The sequence below is a fragment of the Polynucleobacter alcilacus genome (genome assembly GCF_018881545.1).
In the GTDB taxonomy this organism is placed as follows: domain Bacteria; phylum Pseudomonadota; class Gammaproteobacteria; order Burkholderiales; family Burkholderiaceae; genus Polynucleobacter; species Polynucleobacter alcilacus.
In genome coordinates this window covers 1,876,551-1,900,231 of sequence record NZ_JACVQD010000001.1, presented here as the reverse complement: position 1 = coordinate 1,900,231, position 23,681 = coordinate 1,876,551, and the positions used below count along the sequence as shown (strand labels likewise).

Sequence of the window (23,681 nt, the reverse complement as noted above, 5' to 3'; positions counted from 1 at the left end):
CATTTGTTACCAGCTACATAGCTAGGCTATGCCCTAAGAATTCTTAGGCTTGTGAAGGAGGCGCTGCTGAGGGAGGCGTCACCCAAACCGTAAGGGGTTTAGGTGATTGATAAAAGAGTTTTGGCAGCAACGCAAAAGTGTTTGGCGCTGCAAAGGTGAGATTGGTATTAAACACTGGAGTAATGCTGTTTTGCGCTACGCAATATGGGCAAGGCTGCGCCTGATCAGCGAGCTCTTGATCATCTACTTGAACATGAATTTGGATCTTGGCATCACTTGTGGAGCAAATCTCCATTGCAAAACCTTCACCATGCTTAGCCAGCGATACCGCTTGAGAAACTGCTGGAGCCAGCGCACTCATAGCGATTGCTAAAGCAGCAAGCCAGTGAACGAGTTTACGGTGACGGAAATTCATGGATATGATTTTATCGGACTTTCTGCTTCGCTATGCAAAAAGGGGCTTGCGCCCCTTTTTAACTAGATCAGACTGGCTTTTAACCAGCTAAGCTTTATGCAGCAGCTGCCTTTTTCTTACCAATCAACTTACCAATTAATGGCCAGAACAGGAGCAACAAAGCAATTGTGGTGATACCAGCCACTAGATAGTTGGAGAAGAACACGTCTAGGCTACCTTGTGAAATCAGCATCGACTGGCGGAAAGAGTCCTCTGCGCGGTCACCCAACACCAAAGCCAAGACCATCGGCGCCATGGGGTAGTCCAGCTTCTTAAAGATATAACCCAATACACCAAAGCCGAGCATGAGCCAGACGTCAAATGTCGCGTTGTGCACGGTATAGGCACCCACTGCACAAATCACGATAATGACTGGCGCAATGATCGAGAACGGAATTCTCAAGATAGAGGCAAACAATGGCACGCAAGTTAACACGACAAACAAGCCCGCCAAGTTACCTAAATACATACTAGCGATCAAGCCCCAAACGAAGTCTGGCTTCTCAACGAAAAGCAATGGACCTGGTTGTAAACCCCAGATCAATAAACCACCGAGCAATACTGCCGCTGTGGGTGACCCAGGAATTCCGAGGGAAAGCATTGGCAATAAGGCAGCTGTACCGGCAGCATGGGCAGCGGTTTCTGGAGCAATAATGCCCTCCATCTCGCCCTTACCGAAGTTTTCACCATTCTTAGAGACGCGCTTGGCGACGCCATAGGCCATGAATGAAGCCGGTGTTGCACCACCAGGAGTGATGCCCATCCAGCAACCAATCAAGCAGCTACGCAATGAAGTAGCCCAATACCTGGGTAGTCTCGCCCAAGTCTCTAAAACTACCTGACGGCGAATCTTTGCAGCTGCTCCGTGGAATGCCAGACCCTCTTCCATTGAGAGCAGAATCTCACCAATACCAAACAAACCAATCACCGCGATCAAGAAATCAAAACCGCGCATCAACTCATGGTTACCAAAAGTTAAACGCAGTTGACCTGTCACCGTATCCATACCGACCGTAGCCAGAGCAAAGCCTAGCATCATGGCTGAAATCGTTTTGAATGGCGACCCCTTATTCATCCCCACGAAACTACAGAAGGTGAGTAAGTACACTGAGAAGAACTCAGGTGGACCAAATTGCAATGCAAATTTAGCAACCAGAGGAGCCAAGAAGGTAATCATCACGATGGCGAAGAAGGCGCCTACGAATGAAGACGTGAAAGCCGTCGTTAAAGCTTCTCCGGCTTTACCATTGCGAGCCATCGGGTAACCATCAAAGGTTGTAGCAACCGACCAGGGCTCACCTGGAATATTAAAGAGAATCGATGTAATCGCTCCGCCAAATAATGCACCCCAGTAAATACAGGAGAGCATGATGATGGCTGAAGTGGGAGGCATTGTGAAAGTCAATGGCAACAGAATCGCAATTCCGTTTGCACCACCAAGACCAGGCAATACGCCAATGATCACACCAAGTGTTACACCAACCAACATCAACAATAAGTTAAAGGGTGTCATTGCAACGGCAAAACCGCTGAATAGGGCGCTAATTTCTTCCAACTGGTACTCCTTTTTTTTAATCTTTTTTAATTGTGTTTTTTAGTTCACGCCAATAAATTCGAGCGGGTTAATCCATGAGCCATGTGGCAACGGAACCTGAAACCAAAATTCAAACATGAGATACAGAGCAACGCTTACCCCAATCGCCACCGCAATTGCTTTCCATGCGGGGTATTTGCCCAGCCAAATCATGAAGATGGCGATATAAAAAACGGAAGAAACGTAAATACCAATAAATTGCACGCCGAGAACAAAAACAATAGCTGGCAATAAGACGGCCATTACTTGTTTGAAAGATTCTCTATTGACAAAAGATTCTGTTTTCTTTTTCTTATCAACGATTGCGGCTTGATATAGGGTTACTGCACTCGAGAGCATGATGATCAAGCTAATGTAGAAAGGAAAATACCCTGCTTCTGGGCCATCACTGCCCCAGCTAGCCCCTAACTTAATACTCCCAATCATTACCGTGAGGCCTACCCCAAGGAACATGATTGAAGTAATGATATCCATTGCTCTTATGCTAATTACTGAGTCTTCGTTTGAATTATTTGTATGTTCAGACATGTGTTTTGTTCATTAATAAAGTTAATTAATTCACCTACTAAAAAATAGGACCCCCTATTGGAGGCCCCATCTCGTTTCTGGCTAATTACTTAGCCAAGAATCCTGCTTCCGCCATCAACTGCTTATGCAGTGCTTCATTCAAAGTCAACCAGTTTCTAAACTCCTTACCAGTCATAAATGTCTGATTGAATGCGCCATCAGCCATAAACTTTTTCCACTCTGGAGTAGCGCGAACTTTTTTGAACAATTCAACATAGAAATCAACTTGTTCTTGTGTCACACCTGGGGCCATGAAAATACCGCGCAACATCACGTAGTCAGTTGAAACACCAGCTTCTTTACAAGTCGGAACGTCATACCAAGATTGGGTATCAGTAATTTTTTCTTTGTAAGGCATACGGGTGTCATCAAATACGCACAATGCGCGTAATTTGTTAGCACGCCACTGAGCCACCGCTTCAATCGGATTATTCACCGACGAATCAACGTGATTACCTACGAGCTGAACAGCAACATCACCACCCCCTTTAAATGGGATATAGGTGAACTTCGCGCCAGTGGCTTTTTCTAAGGCCACTGTAATGATTTGGTCCTCTTGCTTAGAGCCTGTACCACCCATCTTGAACTTGCCTGGTCCCGCTGCTTTTGCAGCATCGATATATTCCTTGGCAGTCTTGTAAGGCTTTTCTGCGTTATCCCACAAAACAAATTGGTCTAGCGCCAACATGGCTACTGGAGTGATGTCTTGCCAATTGAATGGAACACCTGTAGCTAAGGGAGTAGTGAACAAATTAGACAGCGTAATGATGATCTTATTTGGATCGCCCTTCGCATCTTTCATTGCCAAGAAGCCTTCAGCACCAGCACCGGCACCTTTATTTACTGGAATGATGGCCTGCTTCATTAAATTGTTTTTAGTGACGATTCCTTGGATCATGCGTGCCATTTGGTCCGCGCCGCCACCAGGGCCAGCAGGAATAATGAACTCAACCGGTTTAGATGGCTCCCAAGCAGCAAATGCAGGTGAAACGCCAGCAACACCGAGAGCTAATGCGGTAGAAATCAATGCTCCTTTTAACTTCATCTTCATAATCAAAGGTCTCCAAATAGGGTTTGCCAATTTAACTTTGGCTTATTGAATGTGTGTGATTTTTAAACAAGATGGACTACTAGAACTTGACTGCCATCAATAATTTCAAAATCGATTCACTAGTGTCTCTACAACCTAGTAGAAACCCCGATAAATCAAGCCAAAGACAGTAGTTAGTGTACTTACATCTGAAGATAAAAACTCTATTTAATGCACAAAAAACGCGCACCGTAAAAATAGCTATTTATCTTCGGAAAAGCAACAAATATAGCTTGACTTTCTAGGTGTTTACCCTAGCTTGTGGTGCCGCTTGCCGGAATCGAACTGGCGACCTTTTCATTACGAATGAACTGCTCTACCAACTGAGCTAAAGCGGCAACTCAAAAAATCATTCTAGCGGAAACGATCCAGAAGCTTCTTGCTCACCTTATCCAATTGGGTTGAGTCTTTAATTAAGAACTGCAGGCCATTGGAATCAGCAATTAATAAAGTATTGCCAGCGATCCTTCGGATATCTTCTTCACCTTTGAGACGAATGCGCGTTGGACCGCGATCTGTCTCGATATCCCAAATACTGGGGGTAGCAAATGTAGATACCTTAGTTATTTTTTCAATCACTGGCATAAATTCCCGCGCAGCCAGTTCTTCTTCAATCAAAACCAGCTCAGCCTCAGCAATTTTTACTACGTCTGGATACCAGTAAAGTTCTTTGCCCGATTGATCCATGATGCCTATGCCCACAGCAGGGGCGGTAATTGGAAATGCCCGCACAGGATGCACGCCGCTATGACGTTTGCCTGTTGCATCGATGAAGACTAGACGGCCTAGGGCGTCGCGCGCTAGTTGCTGGGTTTGACTCATACCCCTCCCCCAACTTCTTTGGCAATGACTTCTAGTTTTTCTTCCTGCTTTTCTGCTTGCTGCTCTTCGAGGCTCTCACCAATAGCACCGCCCTCAACTAATTCTGCAGCGTGACGCAACTGGGTCTGATACAGCGTGTAATAAGCACCTTGAGCCTCCATGAGTTGCTCATGTGAACCAATCTCCACAATCTCACCTTTATCCAAAACCACGAGCCGATCGGCCTTTCGAAGGGTTGATAACCGGTGTGCAATCGCAATCGTAGTGCGTCCTTTGACCAAGTTATCCAATGCGCGCTGAATTTCTTTTTCAGTAGTGGTATCCACTGAAGAGGTGGCTTCATCCAAAATTAAGATGCTGGGATTAATTAGGAGTGCGCGAGCTATAGAGATGCGCTGACGCTCACCGCCAGATAAGGATTGACCACGCTCACCCACTATGGAGTCATACCCCAGCGGCAGGCGGAGAATAAATTCATGGGCATGGGCTGCGCGCGCTGCCTCAATGATTTCTTCACGGGTGGCATCAGGCTTGCCGTAAGCAATATTCTCTGCAATCGTGCCAAAGAATAAAAATGGTTCTTGCAACACTAAGCCAATACACTTACGGTAATCCGCAATGCCGATACTGCGAATATCGCGCCCATCCAAAGAAATAGCACCAGAGCTCACATCATAGAAACGGCAAATCAGGTTCACCAAGGTACTCTTACCAGAGCCGCTATGTCCTACCAAGCCAATCATTTCGCCTGGGGCGATATCCAAATCAATCCCTTTAGTTACTGCCCGATTTCCATAGCGGAAACCCACACCACGCAAAGAGATGCGGCCCTTTACCTGAGCTAATGGGGCTGGATTAATTGGCTCTGGAACGCTGGATACGTGATCCAAGATATCAAAAATACGCTTGGCACCAGCAGCTGCTTTTTGCGTATGAGACACGATACGACTCATTGAATCTAAACGAATATAGAAGCGACCAATGTAGGCAAGGAAGGCAATCAATACACCAACAGTGACCTTTTGATGGGCGACCTGCCAGATACCAAAACCCCAAACAACTAATAAACCTGTTTCAGTTAGCAAGGTAACGGTAGGAGAAAATAATCCCCATACCCGATTTACGCGATCATTGATTTGTAAATTATGCTTATTCGAATCGACAAAACGTTTGAGCTCACGATCTTCTTGGGCAAACGCTTTCACCACGCGAATACCAGGAATAGTGTCTGCCAAGATATTCGTAACCTCAGACCAGATACGATCAATCTTCTCAAAGCCAAAACGCAAGCGATCACGCACAACATGAATCATCCACACGATAAATGGCAACGGTGCCAGGGTGACTATAGCCAGCAAGGGATCGATGGATACCAAAATTGCTGCGGTCATGGTGATCATCAATACATCAGTCACAAAATCTAGGGCATACAGCGACAGAAAGACGCAGATACGATCCGTCTCTGCACCAATGCGAGCAATTAAGTCTCCGGTTCTCTTGCCACCAAAATATTCCAGAGAAAGTTTGAGTAGATGCTCAAACGTCGTGTTGCGTAAATCAGCGCCAATACGCTCACTCACCAAAGCCAGTAGGTAGGTTTTCCACCAACCTAAAGCCCATGCAACGATGGCTGCACCAAATAGCGCCAGCAGATACATGCTCGCTAAATGAAAATCAATTGGGTTGCCTTTCTCGTATGGGATCAAGACATGGTCCATCAATGGCATAGTGAGATAGGGCGGAATGAGTGTTGCGCCAGTGGACAACAGAGTCAATACAAAACCTAAAGCCAGTTGCTTTTTGTAAGGCTTGGCAAAACGCCACAGCTTAAATAAAGTCCAAGTAGAAGGCGGGGCATCCTCCTCGGGATCGCAAGTAGGGCAAACATCAGAGTTAGCTGGTTTTGGACTTAAGCAGACTGGACATACTTGTTTGTCGTACTCACTAAGCTCTCCTTGGCTTTGCTCTTGGCCGCCGGTGAGTTGCTTAAAACTCAACTGCAAACGGAGAACTTGAGGATTGACCGCCAAAGTGAAATGCCAAGTTCTGAGCAAAGACTCTGAGGTCTCCAGCTTTAAGCGCCCTACTCCAGCATGATCACTATGTGCTAGACGCTCACCTTGGCTGAGTGTCCAAGACTGAAATTGCTGCCCATCCGTCCAAAAAAGACCCTCTTCGGTAAGCAAAAGCAAACTTTTTCTAAAACGCAGGTCATCGCCCAAATCTAGCTCAACCCAGGCTAGCAGAGCATCTAAGCTGCGAACGGGGGAATGTTTAGCCTCCAAAATAGCCAGCCAATCACTTGGCACGGTGGGGGCGAAAGGTAGGATTTCAGGCTTCATTAATCTTAAAAGTATAGTGGAGCTAGATTTTTAAGATTTATAGCTCCTGTCAACTTTCGGGGTCTGAGAGCCGTTAAATTGTTTAACTAAGCCTTTTTATGTATTTTTGCTAATTTTGTGAGTTTTAAATAACAACTAGAAACAGAGAGACTGTCTGACGCCTCATCGCCAAACCCTGGCACTGATCCTCGCAATACCGCACACATGCCCCAATTACTAGATAAATCCATCGAGATTCTGAGCGTTAAGCATCTCCGTGGTCCCAATATGTGGACTTATCATCCCGTTATTGAGGTTTGGCTTGATATCGGCGATTTAGAGGACTATCCCTCAAACTTGATTCCTGGTTTTTATGAGCGCCTCGTCAAAGCCCTACCCAGCCTCATTGAGCACCGTTGTAGTTATGGAGAAACCGGCGGTTTCTTAAAACGTGTGGAAGAAGGTACCTGGCCAGCCCACATTCTGGAACACCTCACCCTTGAACTGCAAAACCTAGCTGGTATCCCTGGTGGTTTTGGCAAGGCCAGAGATGGCGATCGTCGGAGTGTCTACAAAGTGATGGTAAGCGCCATCAATGAAGAGGTAACTCTGACTGCACTTAAATATGCACGTGATCTCTATTTAGCTTTAGCGCAAGACAACAAAGATTGCGTTGTTGAAGTTCAAAACATGATTGAAAGTCTGCGCGATCTTGGTGATGATCTTCTGCTTGGGCCAAGCACTGCATGTATCGTCAATGCCGCTGAAGAGCGTGGCATCCCCTCGATTCGTTTATCCGAAGGTAACCTCGTTCAACTAGGTTATGGTGCCAAACAACGCCGCATCTGGACTGCGGAGACTGATCAGACTAGCGCGATTGCTGAAACTATTTCGAGAGATAAAGACCTAACCAAGAGTTTGTTACGTAGTGCTGGCGTTCCTACCCCTGAAGGGAGGACAGTTACTAGTCCAAATGACGCCTGGGAAGCAGCTCAAGATATTGGCTTGCCAGTCGTTGTCAAACCGATTGATGGCAACCATGGGCGCGGCGTCTTTATCAATCTCTATACCCAAGCAGAAATTGAAGCTGCCTATGCAGTGGCAATTAACGAAGGTAGTGAAGTCTTAGTTGAGCGCCATATTATTGGTGATGAGCATCGCTTACTCGTGGTTGGTAACAAAGTCGTTGCCGCTGCGAAAGGTGAAACGGTTTGGGTTACTGGTGATAGCAAGCATACTGTTTATGAATTGATTCAGATTCAAATTAATTCAGACCCGCGGCGTGGCACTGCCGAAGAACATCCCCTTAATCCTGTGCGCATTGATTCAGCAGTAGAGCTTGAGCTTGCGCGCCAAAAACTGACTGGTGAAAGCATTCCGCTACTGGATCAAAAAGTACTAATTCAAAGCAACGGTAATGTTGCTTTCGATGTTACCGATCTAGTGCATCCCGATGTAGCAAGCCAAGTAGCCTTAGCCGCCCGGGTGGTTGGTCTCGAAATTGCTGGCGTAGATTTAGTGGCACAAGATATTAGTCGGCCACTTGCAGAACAAAATGCTGCGATTGTCGAAGTGAATGCCGGCCCGGGACTTTTAATGCACTTAAAACCTGCTAGCGGCAAGCCACAACCTGTAGGCAAAGAGATTGCCAATCACCTCTTTCCACCTGGGACAGACTTCCGCATTCCGGTAGTAGGTATTTGTGGAGAAAGTGGCAAAACGCCAGTCGCAGAAATGATTGCGCACTTCTTACGCCTGACTAATGTCTATGTGGGTCTGTCATGCAGCAAAGGTTTGTACTTTGGCAATCGCACAATCCCTAATACCAATACATCAAATTGGGAAAATGCCCGCCGCACTTTATTAAACCGTGCAGTCGAAGCAGTGGTTATTGAAAATAATCACCTCTCGATGCTGATTGAAGGCCTGGCTTATGATCGCTGCCAGGTCGGCGTGGTACTCAATGTAGATCCCAAGGCAAACTTCCCTCAATATGCCATCTATGACGAAGATCAAGTCTTTAGTATTGTGCGCACCCAAATTGATGTCGTACTCCCAAATGGTATTGGTGTTTTGAATGCAGACGATCCAATGTGTGTTCAGATGGCAGAGCTTTGTGATGGGCAAGTGATCTTCTTCAGTGAAGATCCTCATTCTGAGGTTGTCTCAACCCATTTACAAAATGGTGGGCGTGTAGTGTTAGTTGGTAAACAGCAAATTACCCTTAAGTCAGGCAAGCTAGATCAGAAATCAATTCCAGTCCCACGTCACTCAGAGTCTGACACTACTAGTCCGTGGAAAACGATGAACCTTGGTGCTGCAATTGCTGCCGCCTGGGCTTTAGGAATTCCGTTTAATGTGATTGAGGCTGGCGCAGAAACATTTGTCCCAGATCTGACCACGGCAACGGGGGCTTAATTGGAAATCACCCGTATTCGTATGTTGCGTGGCCCGAATTTATGGAGTCGCCATACTGCCCTAGAATCTATCGTCTCCTGCGATGAGTCAGAGCGCTCAATCGATTTAATTCCTCAATTTGAAACCAAGATTCGTGAACGCTTTCCGCAGTTGGGGAGTATGCGTCGTGGCGGGCATAATGAAGTTCTTTCCCTAGCACATGCTTTAGAGCACGCTGCTCTTGGCCTGCAAGCACAAGCAGGATGCCCAGTAACTTTTAGCCGCACCGTGCAAACGATTGATGCAGGCGTGTATCAAGTAGTGGTGGAATACACCGAGGAAGTGGTAGGCCGAATGGCATATGACTTCGGCTTTGCCCTCATTCAAGCCACACTAAATGACGTGCCATTTGATCTTGCTGCCGCCCTCTCAGAATTAGAGGCGCTTTATGAAGATGTGCGTCTTGGACCAAGCACTAGCTCGATTGTGGATGCTGCCTTACAACGTAATATCCCTTACCGCCGCATGACTGAAGGCAGTATGGTGCAATTTGGCTGGGGTAGTAAACAAAAACGCATTCAAGCTGCAGAAACTAGTAATACCAGCGCGATTGCCGAAGCGATTGCACAAGATAAAGAGCTCACCAAAAACTTATTAGCTGCTGTAGGCGTTTCGGTGCCGATCGGTGAAGTGGTCACCACAGCAGATGATGCCTGGCGTGCCGCCCAAAAAATGGGTGGCTCTATTGTTCTCAAGCCAAAAGATGGTAATCAAGGTAAAGGTGTGGTCGCTAATATCCAGACAGAAGAAGAGGTGCGCGCTGGCTTTGAAGTTTCTCAAGGCTTTGGACATGAAACTATTGTCGAGCGCTATCTACCGGGTGCGGACTATCGTTTACTAGTAGTAGGCAACCGCCTATCAGCTGCTGCACGTCGTGAGCCTGCTCAAATTGTTGGCGATGGTACGCATACTATTGCAGAACTCGTAGAAATAGAAAATAAAAATCCTCTGCGGGGTGACGGTCACGCTACCGCCTTAACTAAAATTCGTTTTGATGATATCGCTTTGGCTCATTTAGCGGGCTCTGGCCTCACACCCCAATATGTTCCTAAAATTGGTGAACGGATTTTGCTACGCAATAACGCCAATCTCAGTACAGGTGGAACTGCTACCGACGTCACGGATGATGTGCATCCCGATGTTGCCGCCAGTGCCGTTGCTGCTGCACAAATGATTGGACTGGACATTGCCGGTGTCGACATCTTATGTGAAGCCATCTATAAACCTCTTGAGCAACAAGGTGGTGGAATTGTTGAAGTCAATGCTGCGCCTGGCTTACGCATGCATCTCAAACCCTCTTATGGCAAGAGTCGTCCTGTTGGTGAAGATATCGTCAATATGATGTTCCCCCTCGGTGAAGATGGCCGTATTCCAGTAGTTGCCGTCACCGGCACTAATGGCAAAACGACAACGGTACGCTTGATTGCCCATTTATTAGATGAGACTGGTCTGCGAGTTGGCATGACCACCACTGATGGTGTTTATATCAACCATCGCTTAATTGATTCTGGTGATTGCAGTGGTCCTAAGAGCGCTCGTAACGTATTAATGCATCCCGATGTGGATGCTGCCGTTTTAGAAACTGCTCGAGGGGGTATGTTACGTGAAGGTCTTGGCTTTGATCGTTGCGAAGTTGCTGTCGTTACTAATATTGGTGAAGGGGATCACCTCGGCTTGAACTACATTACTAGCGTTGAAGATTTGGCAATTCTCAAGAGGGTGATCGTACAAAACGTAGCGCCTACTGGTGCTGCCGTTCTCAATGCGACCGATCCGATTGTAGTGAAAATGGGTGACAAATGCTCTGGTCGGGTAATTTTCTTTTCCCAGAGTCAACATCATCCAGTGATTGCCGCGCATCGTGCCAAAAATAAAAAAGTGATCTACTTTGATGGTGCTTATATTGTTGCCTCTAAAGGTTCACGTGTGATGTATCGCTTCCCTGTTAGTGAAATTCCACTGACACAAAATGGTGTACTTGGTTTCCAAATCGAAAATGCGATGGCTGCTATTGGTGCCGCGTGGGCGCTGGGTCTTGATGCGGAAAAGATTGCTCGCGGACTTCACAGCTTTGAAAGCACTGCCAATGCAACCCCAGGCCGCTTCAATCAGTTCCAGCACAATGGTGCCACCGTCATTGCTGACTATGGCCACAATCCCGATGCTATGCGTGCACTAGCAAGCGCTATCGAGGCCATGAAACCCAATAAGAGTCACGTGGTGATTAGTGGTGCAGGTGATCGTCGGGATGAAGATATTCGTGATCTGACTCGCATCTTAGGTAACTCTTTTGACAATATCATCTTGTACCAGGATGCTTGCCAACGGGGTCGCGAAGATGGTGAAGTATTAAAGTTATTGCAAGAAGGTCTGGTAGGCGCGACTAAGGTAAAACAAGTGAAAGAAATCCACGGTGAATTTTTGGCAATTGATACCGCCCTTAACGATATCGCTGCCGGTGACATCTGCCTCATCCTGATCGACCAAGTAGAAGAGTCGCTAGCCTATCTCAAGGAAAACGTTAGGCCTTAAGAATGGTACTGCTGTAGGCGATCGATTTCGTCTTTAGAGCCCAGCATGACTGAAACACGCTCATGCAGATCTGTTGGCTGCAAATCCATAATCACTTTTGTGCCGTTGATGGATGCGCCACCTGCCTGCTCTACCAAAAAGCTCATTGGATTAGCCTCATACATCAAACGTAATTTACCGGGTTTATGAGGTTCCCGTTGATCCCAAGGGTACATAAAGACGCCCCCGCGGGATAGCACGCGATGTACATCCGCAACCATCGAAGCAATCCAACGCATATTGAAGTCTTTATCGCGAGTTCCACTTGTACCCGCTAAACACTCCTCTACATAGCGGCGAACTGGCTCAGCCCAGTGACGCATATTGGACATATTGATCGCAAATTCTTTAGTGGAATGCGCAATGGTGACTGCATCATGAATTAATACAAATTCACCAGTAGCTTGATTTAAGGTAAACATCACCACACCATCGCCTAAAGTTAAAGCCATCGTAGTTTGAGGACCATAAACCACGTAACCTGCAGCAACCTGATGACGACCTGATAACAAGAAATCTGCAGTTTGCAAAGGTGCTTGAGGTGCTTGCTTTTTCAAGATAGAAAAAATGGTTCCAATCGAAACATTCACATCAATATTCGATGAGCCATCGAGTGGATCAAATAAAAGCAGGTAGTCGCCAGTACCCTGTACTGGGAGCGGTAATTCCATTTCCTCAGAAGCTAGGCCAGCAAGCGCTTTGCAGTCCTTCACACCAGCAATCAATTGATCGTTGGCAATGATGTCTAATTTTTGTTGCACTTCACCCTGGACATTGCCGCTGCCAGCAGAACCCAATAAACCAATTAATGCACCCTGGGCTACTTCATCGCTCAAAGCAGTACAAGTGTTCACGACTGCTAGCAATAGGTCTTGTAGACCCGAAGGGATAGCAGCGCCCTTCGGCTTTGCGTTTGCTAAATATTGCATGAAATTGGTATTCGCGCTTGAGGACAAAGGTATTTCTCCGATTATTGATGCCAACAACTTATTCTAAGTCTCTATTTTGCCCTGTTCCCTGTAGCAGCCTTAAAAAGGATCTCTTTTCTGCAGAAAATGACTTATTTTCCCAGTTCATGCCTATAAAATGATCTTTTTTGATGCTTATTATGATGCTATAATGCATCATTATTGATGAGGATAAGATATGAGAACCACTGTCACTATTGACGATGAGCTATATCAGAGGGGCTTAGATCTGGCTGATCCAGGAATGGATAAAACGGATCTTTTTCGTGAGGCAATGACTGTTTTTATTCGAGTTCAGGTAGCTAAGCGACTGGCCTCTTTGGGAGGTAAGTCACCCCAAATGAAAAGTATTCCACGGCGCAAACCAAAGAGTGGTCTGTAAGAATGGCCATGGTATTAGTGGATACATCTGTTTGGGTTGCTCACTTTAGAAAATCCAATAGCGCTTTTGAAACCCTCTTAGCGAATGACCAAATCCTTTGCCATCCACTCGTCTTGCTGGAATTGGCCTGTGGATCACCGCCCTCTCCAAGAACTAAAACATTGGGTTATCTCAGAAAATTGCAGCGAGCAACCGTTGCCACTCAAGATGAAACTCTAGAGTTCATTGAAAAACACCGACTCTATGAATCTGGCTGTGGGGCAATTGATGTATCCCTTCTGGCCTCCACCCTGCTGTCGGAAAATGCCCTGCTCTGGACATTAGATAAAGCTCTAGAAAATCTTGCGACTCAATTGGGTATTTCTTACGGCAATCAATTTCATTGAACGCCCAGATTTCGGAAATCTTCATTTCCCAGCGCCTTACTTACTACCTCACGTACATCTGAAGATAGGGTTGAGCAAGCAGCTACTCGCTCTAGGGCGTCCTTCATCTTATCTTGATACGGCTGGGCAAATAAACGCCAACGATCTAAGGCCCTAGCCAAACGTGCAGCTATTTGTGGGTTAACAGGATCTAAAGCAAGTACGCTGTCAGCCCAAAACTCATAACCACTGCCATCTGCTTGATGAAAACTCGCTGGATTATTTAAGCAGAAAGAATGAATCACACTGCGTACGCGATTCGGGTTATTCAGTTTAAATGCAGGATGCTCGCGTAAGCGCATCACCTCACTCAAGGTAGACCCAAGACCATCGACTGGTGGCCGGCTGGATTGCAATCCAAACCACTTATCAATGACCAGGGCATCTTTTGCAAAGTGGTTATAGAAATCAATCAGACATTGCTTCGCTTCTTTGGCACCATGAATTACCAATGCAGCGAGTGCTGCGTAGCGATCGGTCATATTGTCAGCAGTCTGAAATTGATTTGCCGCCAACGGAGCCCAGACAGTAGCGTTAGCGTCAAGCAACATACTAAGCGCTAAATTTTTTAGACCCCGCTTGCCTGCGCTGATGGCATCAGACTTAAATGGACCTGGAGTTTGCATTTGTTGATACAAGGCTGCCCATTCTAGTTGTAATTGCTTGGCCACCTCACGGCGGAAGGCACGACGTGCTGTAAAGATTTGTTGTGGGTCTACGCTAGCGCACTGCTCATACAGATAGGATTCCGCAGGAAGCGTTAGTGCAAGCTCTTTAAATGCAGGGTCCAAATCGGGATCCATTAAGAGCTCACGGTAAGCCTGAATGAGCTGCTCATCGGGTAAACGATTGTTCAAAATCATTTGCATCGCTAGTTTTTGACCAGCCTCCCAGCGATTAAACGGATCATCATCGCTTGAGAACAGGGTTAATAAGTCTGCTTCACTTTGTTCAAAATCTAAATTAATTGGGGCTGAGAAATTCCGATTGATCGAAAGTACCGGACGTTCATTGATTTCCTCAAAGGACCATGTTTGGCTAGCTTGCGTGAGCTCTAGTAATTGCTCTACTTGATCGTTGCTTTTGGTAATCAAGCGCATCTTCAGTGGAATATGGAAAGGCTTTTTTTCGGGCTGACTAGGGCTGGGTAAGCAAGTTTGGCTTAGGGTGATTAGATATTGTTTTTTGGCGGCATCGTAATGCTCTTGTACTTTTACTCGAGGAGTGCCTGCTTGGCTATACCAATGCTTAAACTGCGTGAGGTCTTTGCCATTGGCATCAGCCATCGCCATTAAGAAATCATCACAAGTTACGGCCTGTCCATCATGGCGCTTGAAATAGAGATCCATGCCCTTACGGAAACCGTCCTTGCCGAGCAAAGTCTGATACATCCGCACTACTTCAGAGCCCTTCTCATATACCGTTACGGTATAGAAGTTATTGATTTCTTGATACTCATCTGGACGAATCGGGTGGGCCATCGGACCCGCATCTTCCGGAAATTGCAGTTGACGCAGCAATCTCACATCTTCAATACGTTTTACCGCCCTCCCCGATTCACTACCCATTTGATCAGCAGAAAACTCTTGATCTCTAAATACAGTTAAACCTTCTTTGAGGGATAACTGAAACCAATCCTGGCAAGTTACCCGATTACCTGTCCAGTTATGAAAATACTCATGGGCAACGACGCTCTCAATATTGGCAAAGTCTGCATCCGTAGCAGTCTCCGCTTGCGCGAGTACGAACTTGGTATTGAAAATATTCAATCCCTTGTTCTCCATGGCACCCATATTGAAATCACCCACGGCCACAATCATGAAACGCTCCAAGTCCAACTCTAAGCCGAAACGCTTTTCATCCCAATGAATCGAGGCAATCAGTGAATCCATCGCATGGCGAGTCTTTTGCAGATCATGCGGCTCAACCCAAATCTGCAATAGCTTCCGAGCGCCACTACTGGTGGTAATTGTTTCTTCGATGCACTCCAACTTACCTGCTACCAAGGCAAATAAATAGGATGGCTTCGGAAACGGATCTTCCCAAGTAGCGCTGTGCCAACCGTTAGGCAGCTTTTCAGTATTTAATAAATTGCCATTCGATAACAGCACTGGGCACTCTGCCTCAAGCGCCCTTAGCGTGACGCGATAGCGTGCCATCACATCAGGGCGGTCTAGGAAGTAAGTAATCTTTCTAAAGCCTTCAGCCTCACACTGGGTAAAGAAATTGCCATTCGAAACATACAAACCCATCAGAGAAGTATTTTTCTCCGGCACACAAATACAAATGATCTCCAGGATAAATTGATCTTTGCCTGCATTTGGCAAAGAATGAATCGTCAGCAAATCTGGTGTTAATTCAAAATGGCGATGCGCTTCACCATTAATGCGCAAGCTCACAAACTCAAGCTCATGACCCACTAAGACGAGGGGCGCGCCGGCCTCAAAACTCTTACCAGGCAAGACTTCAATCCGACTCTTCACAATGGTGCGAGCAGGATTTAAAGCGATATCTAGCTCAACCTGATCAAAGGTATAAACAGGGGGGCGGTATTCGAGCCTACGAAAGCTCTGCGGCAGATCAGTTTTCATCTGGATAGTTTAAGTCGTGGTGTGCACTATTGCCAAAACAACTTAAGCCCAAAGCAGCGTAGCGATACCGATGGCGATAAACGTCACTGCAGCAACTGCGTGTACCCACTTAATCGGCATGCGCTTAGTAAATTTCTGGCCAATCCAAACTGCGGGTGCATTAGCCAACATCATCCCCAATGTGGTGCCTACTGTGACGGAAAAGACATCTTCGTAGCGAGCACCTAAGGCTATCGTGGCGATTTGGGTCTTATCACCCATCTCAGCTAAGAAAAACAGACCCACGGTCAGGAGAAAGACTTGCAAGGCACGATCCGCTACTTTTGAGCCAGCGGCATCATCAATATGATCAGGCACTAAAAGCCATAGACCGATCCCTAAAAAACTCAGGCCTAAAATCCAGCGCATCACATCGGGAGAGACTAAGGTGGTCAACCAATGCCCCACTAGGGCAGCACAGGCATGATTTGCAATGGTCGCTATCAAGATGCCCGTAATGATGGCCACAGCCTGTTTTGGGTAACGCGCAGCCAACATCATGGAAAGTAATTGGGTTTTGTCGCCCATTTCAGCTAAAGCGACGACGCCAGTGGAAAGAAGGAGTGCTGAAAAGTCCATAAATTCAGTAAGTTAGGTATTTTCTATCAAGATTGTTAATTAATACAATTTGGCTATTAAGCCCCAGAGACCTACACTAGCATCCATATCAGCAGCGATGCTTTATCAAGGCTATAGAGGACAGAAATGACAATGAATGAAGGTAGTTTAGAGGCTCCAACCAGACACCCCCTGGATTGGAAGAATCCTCAGTTCTATGACAAGGCTAATCTTGAAGCTGAAATGGAGCGTGTATTTGATCTTTGCCACGGCTGTCGTAGGTGCGTCAGTCTTTGCGGTTCATTTCCAGCCCTATTTGATTTAGTCGATGCCACTCCAGATTTAGAAATGGAGCAAGTTGATAAGGCGGATTATCAGCAAGTGGTGGATCAGTGCTATCTCTGTGATGTTTGCTACATGACTAAATGTCCTTATGTTCCACCACACCCTTGGAATATTGACTTCCCCCATTTAATGTTGCGTGCCAAAGCAGTCAACTTTAAAGATGACAAAACCACTTTCCGTGACAAGTTACTTTCTTCTACGGATAAATTAGGTTCTTTTGCTGGTATTCCCATCGTGACTCAAGCCGTGAATGCGGTTAACAAAACGGGTTTAGTGCGCCTCATGATGGAGGGTGCGCTTGGTGTGGATAAAGATGCTTGGATTCCAGAATACGCCCCAAAGACATTTCCACAGCTTGCGAAAAAATCCGATGCGTGGCCAGTAGTGGATGGCAAGAAGACTCCAGGCAAAGTAGCCATCTATGCCACTTGTTATATTAATTACAACGAACCCGGTATTGGTCAAGACCTCATAAAGATTCTGAAACACAATCAGATTCCTTATGAACTAGTAGATAAGGAAGCCTGTTGCGGCATGCCTAAGCTGGAACTAGGGGATTTAGAGTCTGTGGCCGAGAATAAAGATAAGAATATTCCTAAGCTAGCAAAGCTAGCCCGTGAAGGTTATGCCATTTTGACTCCCATCCCCTCTTGCACTTTGATGTTTAAGCAAGAACTGCCTTTGATGTTCCCAGATTGTGCTGATACCCAATTAGTAAAAGAGGCTATGTGGGACCCGTTTGAATATTTTGTTGCCAGAAATTCCGATGGCTTACTCAAAAAAGAATTTGCCAATGAATTGGGGCACGTAAGTTATCACATGGCTTGTCATTCACGCGTACAAAACGTGGGGCAAAAAACTGCAGAAACCCTTCGCCTCGTACCCGGCACTGAAGTGAATGTAGTGGAGCGTTGCTCTGGTCACTCCGGCACTTGGGGTGTCAAGAAAGAATTCCATGACATGGCAATGAAGATTGGTAAGCCAGTATTTAAGCGCATGGCAGAAGAAGAGCCTAACTACATTAGCTCGGATTGTCAGCTAGCAGGTCACCATATTGAGCAAGGCATGGAGGAGTTGGGTTTACCTAAATCCGAATTAGCTCACCCACTGACTCTGCTTGCCAAAGCATACGGCCTCTAATTAACTCAATCAGTAGAAAAACATTAAGGAATTATTGAAGCATGGGAACAATTACACGCGATAGCCTTTTAAGCCTTGAGGCATATCACAAAGAGCGTCCTGCTTTTCGGGAAAAAGCAATTCAGGAGCGTCGTTTACGCACGGTTCATCTTGGCGATCATCTCACGATGATTTTTGAGAATGAATTTTTGATGCGCTATCAAATACAAGAAATGTTACGGGTAGAGAAGACGTATGAAGAAGAAGGTATTCAGGATGAATTGAATGCCTACAACCCCTTAGTACCAGATGGCTCCAATTTCAAAGCTACGATGATGTTGGAGTACCCCAATGAAGCCGATCGCAAAGTAGCGCTCGCTAAATTGGTTGGCGTCGAACACCAGATTTTCATTGAAGTGGAAGGTCAAGCCAGAGTGTATGCCGTCGCTGACGAAGACTTAGAGCGCTCGACTGCTGAAAAGACTTCTGCAGTGCATTTTATGCGCTTCGATCTCACTGAGGATATGAAAAGGGCTTTAAAGGCAGGCGCCCAGATGATGGTGGGTTGTGATCACAAGGGATACCCCATGCATGTCCAAACCCTTGCACCTGAAACGCTTGCCTCATTGGTCTCTGACTTAAGTTAAATACCTAAGCTACTAATAGCTCTTCGGCTGAAACAAAATCCAGCCGTTGAGCTTGTGCTACTGGCTTTGAAGTCAACACTCCCTTATGAACACTTAGACCATTGCGTAAGTGATGGTCTATGGATAAAGCCTGCATGACACCACGATTTGCTAAAGCCTCCACAAATGGGTATGTGGCATTCGTGAGAGCAAAAGTGGAAGTTCTGGCCACTGCTCCAGGCATATTGGCGACGCAGTAATGTAAGACTCCGTCTACAAAAAACGTCGGGTCGGCATGGGTGGTGGGTTTGGAGGTTTCAAAGCAACCTCCTTGATCAATCGCAACGTCTACTACCACCGAGCCCTGCTTCATTTTCTTTACCATGGCATGCGTAACTAACTTCGGCGCCGCACCCCCAGGTAGAAGCACTGCGCCTATCACCACATCCGCTTCACACACTTCTTGCTCTATCAATAAATTATCGGAATAGAAAGTGCGGACCCGATTGCCGTAAAACAGATCAATCTGTCGTAAGCGCTCAATATCCCGATCAAAGATACAAACATCAGCCCCCATCCCAACCGCGATTTGTAAAGCGTTACGGCCTACCACTCCGCCACCCAGAATCACAATCTTGGCGGGTGATACCCCAGGCACACCAGCCATTAACACGCCCAAGCCACCATGGGTTTTTTCTAAATGGGAGGCCGCCGCCTGAATCGACATGCGACCAGCAACTTCACTCATCGGCGCCAGCAAAGGTAATGCCCCACTCATGGCAGTCACTGTTTCATAAGCGATGCAAGTTGCGCCAGAATCAATTAAGGCTTTAGTTTGCTTTGGATCTGGTGCGAGATGCAAATAAGTAAATAGAATTTGATCTTCACGCAACATGGCACATTCTTGCGCTTGAGGCTCTTTGACTTTGACAATCATCTCCGCCTTTTGAAATACTTCTGCAGCGCTATTAATTAAGGTAGCACCAGCAATTCGATAGGACTCATCCGTTAAACCAATCTGCTCACCGGCTCCACGTTGAACCAATACGGAATGCCCTTGTCTACAAAGGCCACTCACATTACCCGGGGTTAAGCCAACCCGAAACTCATTATTTTTGATTTCTTGCGGTACGCCAATAATCATTTCTATCTCCTGTTATTTAAATTCACGCTTCGTTTTAGTCTTGTGATGCAAGCCAACGAGGTAGAACATCGCTAGATACACCCCTAATAAACACGGACCTAAGATCAATGCCATCCGCGCATCCTCATGAAAGCCCATCAGCACAACAACTAAGAAAATGAATGCCAAAGCAAACCATGAGGAATACGGATACCAAGGAGTGCGATAAGCTAAGGCTGCTACTTGGGCTTTTGTTAAGGAACTGCGGAATTTGAGTTGGGTAATCAAGATGGCAATCCAGACTATTAAACCAACAAAAGTCACTGCCGCCATAATGTATTGAAAGGCTTTATCTGGAACAAAGTAGTTCAACACCACGCCCGTCATACAAACTGCAACCGTTGTCATCACAGCACGATGGGGAACTCCATACTTTGATAGTTTTGCAAACGGTGCCGGTGCATAGCCATTGTTGGATAGTGAGTACAAAATCCGACCGCCACTGAAGATACCCGCATTGCATGATGAAAGTGCGGCAGTAATCACGACGAAATTAATTAAACCTGCTGCCTCACGTAAACCAATACGCTCAAACATCACCACAAAGGGACTACCCTGCTGACCAACCTCATTCCAAGGGAAGATGGCCAGGATGACCAAGATCGCGCCCATATAGAAAATCAAGATGCGCCAGGCTAAGGAATCAATTGCCATCGGAATTGTTTTGCGTGGATTCTCAGCTTCTCCAGCAGAAAGTCCAATCATCTCTATACCCACATAAGCAAATAAAACCATTTGCAGTGAGAGCAGCATGCCGCTGATGCCATTTGGAAAGAAGCCACCGTGTTGCCATAGATTACTTAAGCCAATAGGCTGCCAATCATTGGTAAAGCCAAACAAAATCACCGCGCCACCAAGTGCGATCATAGCGACAATCGCTACCACCTTAATCAAGGCAAACCAGAACTCAAACTCGCCAAAGACTTTGACGGCGATGAGATTAATAAGACCCATCATCACAATCGAAGAAAGTGCCCAAATCCACTGAGGGGTTTCTGGGAACCAAATTCCCATATAAATACCGACAGCCGTCACTTCCGCAATTCCAACAACGATCCAGTAGGTCCAATAACCCCAGCCCACCATATACCCTGCTAGTGGACCTACATAGGTATTGGCATAAGCGGCAAACGATCCTGCCACAGGCTCATGAACTGCCATTTCTCCCAGAGTTCGCAGCACAATGAATGCCACAATGCCTGCCAATAAGTAACCTAAGAGAATCGATGGTCCCGCAATGTTGATTGCGCTTGCTGAACCTAGAAATAATCCAACACCAATCGTTGAACCTAGGGCCATCAAACGAATATGCCTTACTTTGAGATGCCGCTTTAAGCCGGTTTGTTCAGTCTGCAAAAGAGACCTCCTTTCGATTTGTCATTGGCTGATTTACCAACGAAGCAAAGTCTAGGGAGTGTGTGGCAGATGCACTAGAGCAAAAAAATGTCTAAAGTAACTAAATGACTAAAAAGTAAATGGGCAATGAATAAAACACCTTCAAAATCAAGGTCAATGACTCAGAAGAAATATTGCTGACTGCATGAGAATCAGTAATTTCCTACAGGGAATGCCCTTAAGGATTTAGGGCGATGAGATTCAAAATCTCTGCGGCCGCAGCAAGGCCACAGGCCGCAGTCACCATTACGGTAGATCCGTAACCAGAACAAGCGAGGCCCCCACTTGCTGCGCCAGCTCGAGGCTCATGCGAGTAGATGGCGCGTATCCCAATTTTTTTCTTGAGGTTTCTAGAGAAGCCATGATCTTGGCGCAAGCCTTGTCGCACCTTAGCAAGCAAGGCATCTTGCTCTGTACGTGACAGATCATCACAGCGCACCGAAGTGGGATCAGACTTGCCGCCCGCAGCGCCACACATGACTAAGGCACGATTATTGTTGATGGCCCAAACCGATAATGCAATTTTGGTTTGCACAGAATCTGTTGCGTCTAATACCAATGCATTTTCTGGAATAAGCCTATCTAAATTCTCTGGTTCCAAAAATTGATCATAGGGGGTTAACGTAATCTCTGGATTAATTTGCAAAACTCTCTGAGTCATCGCATCCACTTTGGCTTTGCCATATTGACCCTCTAAAGCATGCAACTGACGATTGGTATTGCTTTCGGCAATGTGGTCAAAATCTACTAGGACAAGATGTCCGATACCAGTCCGTGCTAAGGCCTCGGCAGCCCAAGATCCAACACCACCTAGTCCAGCTACCACCACCGTGGCATTGCGGAAGCGCTCACGAAGCTCTGGGCCATAAAGCTTTGCCACACCACCAAACCGACGGTCTTCCGTGCTGTCTTCCGCGCTGTCTTCTACCTTGTCTTCTGCCATAGCTTCTCTTTATACTGAATAAATGGATCCCATTGCTCAACTTCGCAAAAACTATACCTTCGGCCAGCTTTCTGAAACCGACGTTCCCGGTAACCCACTCCCGCTCTTTCAGCTTTGGTTTGACCAAGCGGTGAGAGCAGAGTGTCCTGAACCCAATTCCATGACTTTGGCTACTGCCGATAAGGCCGGTAATCCATCAGCTCGTATTGTCTTACTAAAAGGCGCTGATCAAAACGGTTTTACCTTTTTTACCAACTACGAAAGTCAAAAAGGTCGAGACTTAGCAGTTCGACCCGAAGCTGCCCTCCTGTTTCATTGGCATGAACTAGAGCGTCAAGTGCGCATCCAGGGTGTTGTCGAGCGTGTTAGCGCTACCGAAAGCGATGAATACTTCCACTCTCGCCCTCCGGCTTCACGCATTGGCGCATGGGCCTCCCCACAAAGTAGCGCCATCCCCAATCGCGAATTCCTTGAAGAAGCTGAAAAGCACTTTAAGGCGGAATTTGGTGATGCACCTCCACGTCCAGAACATTGGGGTGGATATCGCTTGCGCCCCACTGAAATCGAGTTCTGGCAAGGTCGCCCCTCTAGATTGCATGATCGCATTCACTACAAACTAAATGGCACTGATTGGCAAGTAAATCGCCTTGCTCCTTAGGAGTACTGCGGCGCTATCAGTGCTTTAAATTTCGCTCTGAATTTTGCGAGCTTAGGCGCAACGACTGCCATGCAATAACCTTGATTTGGGTGTTGCTGAAAATAATTCTGGTGATAGTCTTCTGCCGGAAAAATAGTTGGCGCAGTAACAATCTGCGTCACTACGGGACTAGAGTAAATTTGAGATTGCTCAAGCTCCGCCACTACCTCATGTGCAATATTGGCTTGCTCTTCACTATGTGTAAAGATTACTGAGCGATATTGAGTGCCGTGATCGTTACCTTGATAGTTCAGTGTGGTTGGATCATGAATCACAAAGAAGATCTCGAGTAAATCTCTAAATGAGACTATTTGCGGATCGAACAGCACATCCACTATTTCAGCATGCCCTGTCGCCCCAGTACAAACCGCCTCATAGGAGGGCTTAGGTTGGGCACCGCCAGCATAGCCAGAAACGACCGATTTCACACCACTAATTTGTTGATAAACGGCCTCAAGACACCAAAAACAACCACCGCCAAGGGTGGCACGCTCTAGCTGGGGCTGGTTTTTATCATCACTTTCATTCATGGCT

20 protein-coding genes and 1 tRNA gene are annotated in these 23,681 nt (G+C 46.4%); 7 read left to right on the top strand and 14 right to left on the bottom strand.

What is annotated here, in order from left to right; genetic code table 11:
- Positions 1-43 precede the first annotated feature (43 nt).
- The 7 genes from ICN45_RS09755 to ICN45_RS09725 form a co-directional block, all read right to left on the bottom strand.
- Positions 44-415 carry a DUF2946 domain-containing protein gene (locus tag ICN45_RS09755; RefSeq protein WP_216175462.1) on the bottom strand — a complete coding sequence of 124 codons (372 nt, stop codon included), beginning with the start codon at positions 413-415 and terminating at the stop codon, positions 44-46.
- A 94-nt stretch (positions 416-509) separates the two neighbouring features.
- Complete coding sequence (locus tag ICN45_RS09750; protein ID WP_216175461.1) at positions 510-2,009, bottom strand: tripartite tricarboxylate transporter permease; 1,500 nt, start codon at positions 2,007-2,009, stop codon at positions 510-512.
- Positions 2,010-2,048: 39 nt separating this feature from the next.
- On the bottom strand, positions 2,049-2,576 hold the full coding sequence (locus ICN45_RS09745) for a tripartite tricarboxylate transporter TctB family protein (RefSeq protein WP_216175460.1): 528 nt from the start codon (positions 2,574-2,576) through the stop codon (positions 2,049-2,051).
- An 85-nt stretch (positions 2,577-2,661) separates the two neighbouring features.
- Complete coding sequence (locus tag ICN45_RS09740; RefSeq protein WP_216175696.1) at positions 2,662-3,660, bottom strand: Bug family tripartite tricarboxylate transporter substrate binding protein; 999 nt, start codon at positions 3,658-3,660, stop codon at positions 2,662-2,664.
- A 307-nt stretch (positions 3,661-3,967) separates the two neighbouring features.
- Positions 3,968-4,043 (bottom strand) — tRNA-Thr (locus tag ICN45_RS09735).
- A gap of 16 nt (positions 4,044-4,059) precedes the next feature.
- Positions 4,060-4,527, bottom strand: coding sequence for a cyanophycin metabolism-associated DUF1854 family protein (locus ICN45_RS09730; protein WP_216175459.1), 468 nt, complete (start codon positions 4,525-4,527; stop codon positions 4,060-4,062).
- Complete coding sequence (locus ICN45_RS09725; RefSeq protein ID WP_216175458.1) at positions 4,524-6,869, bottom strand: cyanophycin metabolism-associated ABC transporter; 2,346 nt, start codon at positions 6,867-6,869, stop codon at positions 4,524-4,526. The genes ICN45_RS09730 and ICN45_RS09725 overlap by 4 nt, the downstream gene beginning before the upstream one ends.
- Positions 6,870-7,073: 204 nt before the next feature.
- Between ICN45_RS09725 and ICN45_RS09720 the strand changes: the two genes are divergently transcribed.
- Both ICN45_RS09720 and cphA read left to right on the top strand, forming a co-directional pair.
- Positions 7,074-9,266: a cyanophycin synthetase gene (locus ICN45_RS09720; RefSeq protein WP_216175457.1), complete on the top strand. Its 2,193-nt coding sequence runs from the start codon at positions 7,074-7,076 to the stop codon at positions 9,264-9,266.
- Positions 9,267-11,837, top strand: a complete 2,571-nt coding sequence (gene cphA / locus ICN45_RS09715) for a cyanophycin synthetase (RefSeq protein ID WP_216175456.1) — start codon at positions 9,267-9,269, stop codon at positions 11,835-11,837. It abuts the gene before it with no gap.
- Here the strand turns inward: cphA and ICN45_RS09710 are convergent.
- On the bottom strand, positions 11,834-12,805 hold the full coding sequence (locus ICN45_RS09710; protein ID WP_216175695.1) for a class 1 fructose-bisphosphatase: 972 nt from the start codon (positions 12,803-12,805) through the stop codon (positions 11,834-11,836). The two genes, cphA and ICN45_RS09710, sit on opposite strands and share 4 nt — an antisense overlap.
- A 217-nt stretch (positions 12,806-13,022) precedes the next feature.
- On the opposite strand from ICN45_RS09710, the gene ICN45_RS09705 reads away from it, so the two are divergent.
- Together ICN45_RS09705 and ICN45_RS09700 are read left to right on the top strand one after the other, a co-directional pair.
- Entirely contained in the window at positions 13,023-13,226 is a 204-nt protein-coding gene (locus tag ICN45_RS09705) for a type II toxin-antitoxin system VapB family antitoxin (RefSeq protein ID WP_216175455.1), read from the top strand.
- 2 nt (positions 13,227-13,228) lie between these two features.
- The gene (locus tag ICN45_RS09700; protein WP_216175454.1) at positions 13,229-13,612 is read left to right on the top strand and encodes a type II toxin-antitoxin system VapC family toxin; all 384 of its coding nucleotides are present in this window, start codon (positions 13,229-13,231) and stop codon (positions 13,610-13,612) included.
- On the opposite strand, the gene pepN is transcribed toward ICN45_RS09700, so the two are convergent.
- Positions 13,606-16,242, bottom strand: coding sequence for an aminopeptidase N (gene pepN, locus ICN45_RS09695; protein WP_216175453.1), 2,637 nt, complete (start codon positions 16,240-16,242; stop codon positions 13,606-13,608). The two genes, ICN45_RS09700 and pepN, sit on opposite strands and share 7 nt — an antisense overlap.
- Positions 16,243-16,284: 42 nt before the next feature.
- Entirely contained in the window at positions 16,285-16,860 is a 576-nt protein-coding gene (locus ICN45_RS09690) for a TMEM165/GDT1 family protein (RefSeq protein WP_216175452.1), read from the bottom strand.
- Between the two features lie 126 nt (positions 16,861-16,986).
- Here ICN45_RS09690 and ICN45_RS09685 point away from each other — a divergent pair, with 126 nt between their 5' ends.
- Together ICN45_RS09685 and ICN45_RS09680 are read left to right on the top strand one after the other, a co-directional pair.
- Positions 16,987-18,324 (top strand): heterodisulfide reductase-related iron-sulfur binding cluster, encoded by a 1,338-nt coding sequence (locus ICN45_RS09685; RefSeq protein WP_216175451.1) that lies wholly within the window; start codon positions 16,987-16,989, stop codon positions 18,322-18,324.
- 41 nt (positions 18,325-18,365) lie between these two features.
- Positions 18,366-18,950 carry a DUF3501 family protein gene (locus ICN45_RS09680; protein ID WP_216175450.1) on the top strand — a complete coding sequence of 195 codons (585 nt, stop codon included), beginning with the start codon at positions 18,366-18,368 and terminating at the stop codon, positions 18,948-18,950.
- A 4-nt stretch (positions 18,951-18,954) separates the two neighbouring features.
- On the opposite strand, the gene ald is transcribed toward ICN45_RS09680, so the two are convergent.
- From ald to ICN45_RS09665, 3 genes are all read right to left on the bottom strand, one after another.
- Complete coding sequence (gene ald / locus ICN45_RS09675; RefSeq protein WP_216175449.1) at positions 18,955-20,073, bottom strand: alanine dehydrogenase; 1,119 nt, start codon at positions 20,071-20,073, stop codon at positions 18,955-18,957.
- A 12-nt stretch (positions 20,074-20,085) separates the two neighbouring features.
- Entirely contained in the window at positions 20,086-21,411 is a 1,326-nt protein-coding gene (locus ICN45_RS09670; protein WP_304610195.1) for an amino acid permease, read from the bottom strand.
- A 274-nt stretch (positions 21,412-21,685) separates the two neighbouring features.
- Positions 21,686-22,450, bottom strand: a complete 765-nt coding sequence (locus ICN45_RS09665; RefSeq protein ID WP_216175447.1) for a tRNA threonylcarbamoyladenosine dehydratase — start codon at positions 22,448-22,450, stop codon at positions 21,686-21,688.
- Between the two features lie 22 nt (positions 22,451-22,472).
- Between ICN45_RS09665 and pdxH the strand changes: the two genes are divergently transcribed.
- Complete coding sequence (pdxH, locus tag ICN45_RS09660; RefSeq protein ID WP_216175446.1) at positions 22,473-23,108, top strand: pyridoxamine 5'-phosphate oxidase; 636 nt, start codon at positions 22,473-22,475, stop codon at positions 23,106-23,108.
- Here pdxH and msrA read toward each other — a convergent pair.
- Positions 23,105-23,677: a peptide-methionine (S)-S-oxide reductase MsrA gene (gene msrA, locus ICN45_RS09655; protein WP_216175445.1), complete on the bottom strand. Its 573-nt coding sequence runs from the start codon at positions 23,675-23,677 to the stop codon at positions 23,105-23,107. The two genes, pdxH and msrA, sit on opposite strands and share 4 nt — an antisense overlap.
- Positions 23,678-23,681 lie beyond the last annotated feature (4 nt).

Coding starts and splice junctions, on each gene's coding strand:
- ICN45_RS09740 (WP_216175696.1), bottom strand. CDS start 3,660: ATGAAGTTAAAAGGAGCATTGATTTCTACCGCATTAGCTCTCGGTGTT.
- ICN45_RS09690 (WP_216175452.1), bottom strand. CDS start 16,860: ATGGACTTTTCAGCACTCCTTCTTTCCACTGGCGTCGTCGCTTTAGCT.
- ICN45_RS09745 (WP_216175460.1), bottom strand. CDS start 2,576: ATGTCTGAACATACAAATAATTCAAACGAAGACTCAGTAATTAGCATA.
- pepN (WP_216175453.1), bottom strand. CDS start 16,242: ATGAAAACTGATCTGCCGCAGAGCTTTCGTAGGCTCGAATACCGCCCC.
- ICN45_RS09710 (WP_216175695.1), bottom strand. CDS start 12,805: ATGCAATATTTAGCAAACGCAAAGCCGAAGGGCGCTGCTATCCCTTCG.
- ICN45_RS09725 (WP_216175458.1), bottom strand. CDS start 6,869: ATGAAGCCTGAAATCCTACCTTTCGCCCCCACCGTGCCAAGTGATTGG.
- ICN45_RS09680 (WP_216175450.1), top strand. CDS start 18,366: ATGGGAACAATTACACGCGATAGCCTTTTAAGCCTTGAGGCATATCAC.
- pdxH (WP_216175446.1), top strand. CDS start 22,473: ATGGATCCCATTGCTCAACTTCGCAAAAACTATACCTTCGGCCAGCTT.
- ICN45_RS09685 (WP_216175451.1), top strand. CDS start 16,987: ATGACAATGAATGAAGGTAGTTTAGAGGCTCCAACCAGACACCCCCTG.
- ald (WP_216175449.1), bottom strand. CDS start 20,073: ATGATTATTGGCGTACCGCAAGAAATCAAAAATAATGAGTTTCGGGTT.
- ICN45_RS09670 (WP_304610195.1), bottom strand. CDS start 21,411: ATGGCCCTAGGTTCAACGATTGGTGTTGGATTATTTCTAGGTTCAGCA.
- msrA (WP_216175445.1), bottom strand. CDS start 23,677: ATGAATGAAAGTGATGATAAAAACCAGCCCCAGCTAGAGCGTGCCACC.
- ICN45_RS09755 (WP_216175462.1), bottom strand. CDS start 415: ATGAATTTCCGTCACCGTAAACTCGTTCACTGGCTTGCTGCTTTAGCA.
- ICN45_RS09705 (WP_216175455.1), top strand. CDS start 13,023: ATGAGAACCACTGTCACTATTGACGATGAGCTATATCAGAGGGGCTTA.
- ICN45_RS09665 (WP_216175447.1), bottom strand. CDS start 22,450: ATGGCAGAAGACAAGGTAGAAGACAGCGCGGAAGACAGCACGGAAGAC.
- ICN45_RS09730 (WP_216175459.1), bottom strand. CDS start 4,527: ATGAGTCAAACCCAGCAACTAGCGCGCGACGCCCTAGGCCGTCTAGTC.
- ICN45_RS09700 (WP_216175454.1), top strand. CDS start 13,229: ATGGCCATGGTATTAGTGGATACATCTGTTTGGGTTGCTCACTTTAGA.
- ICN45_RS09720 (WP_216175457.1), top strand. CDS start 7,074: ATGCCCCAATTACTAGATAAATCCATCGAGATTCTGAGCGTTAAGCAT.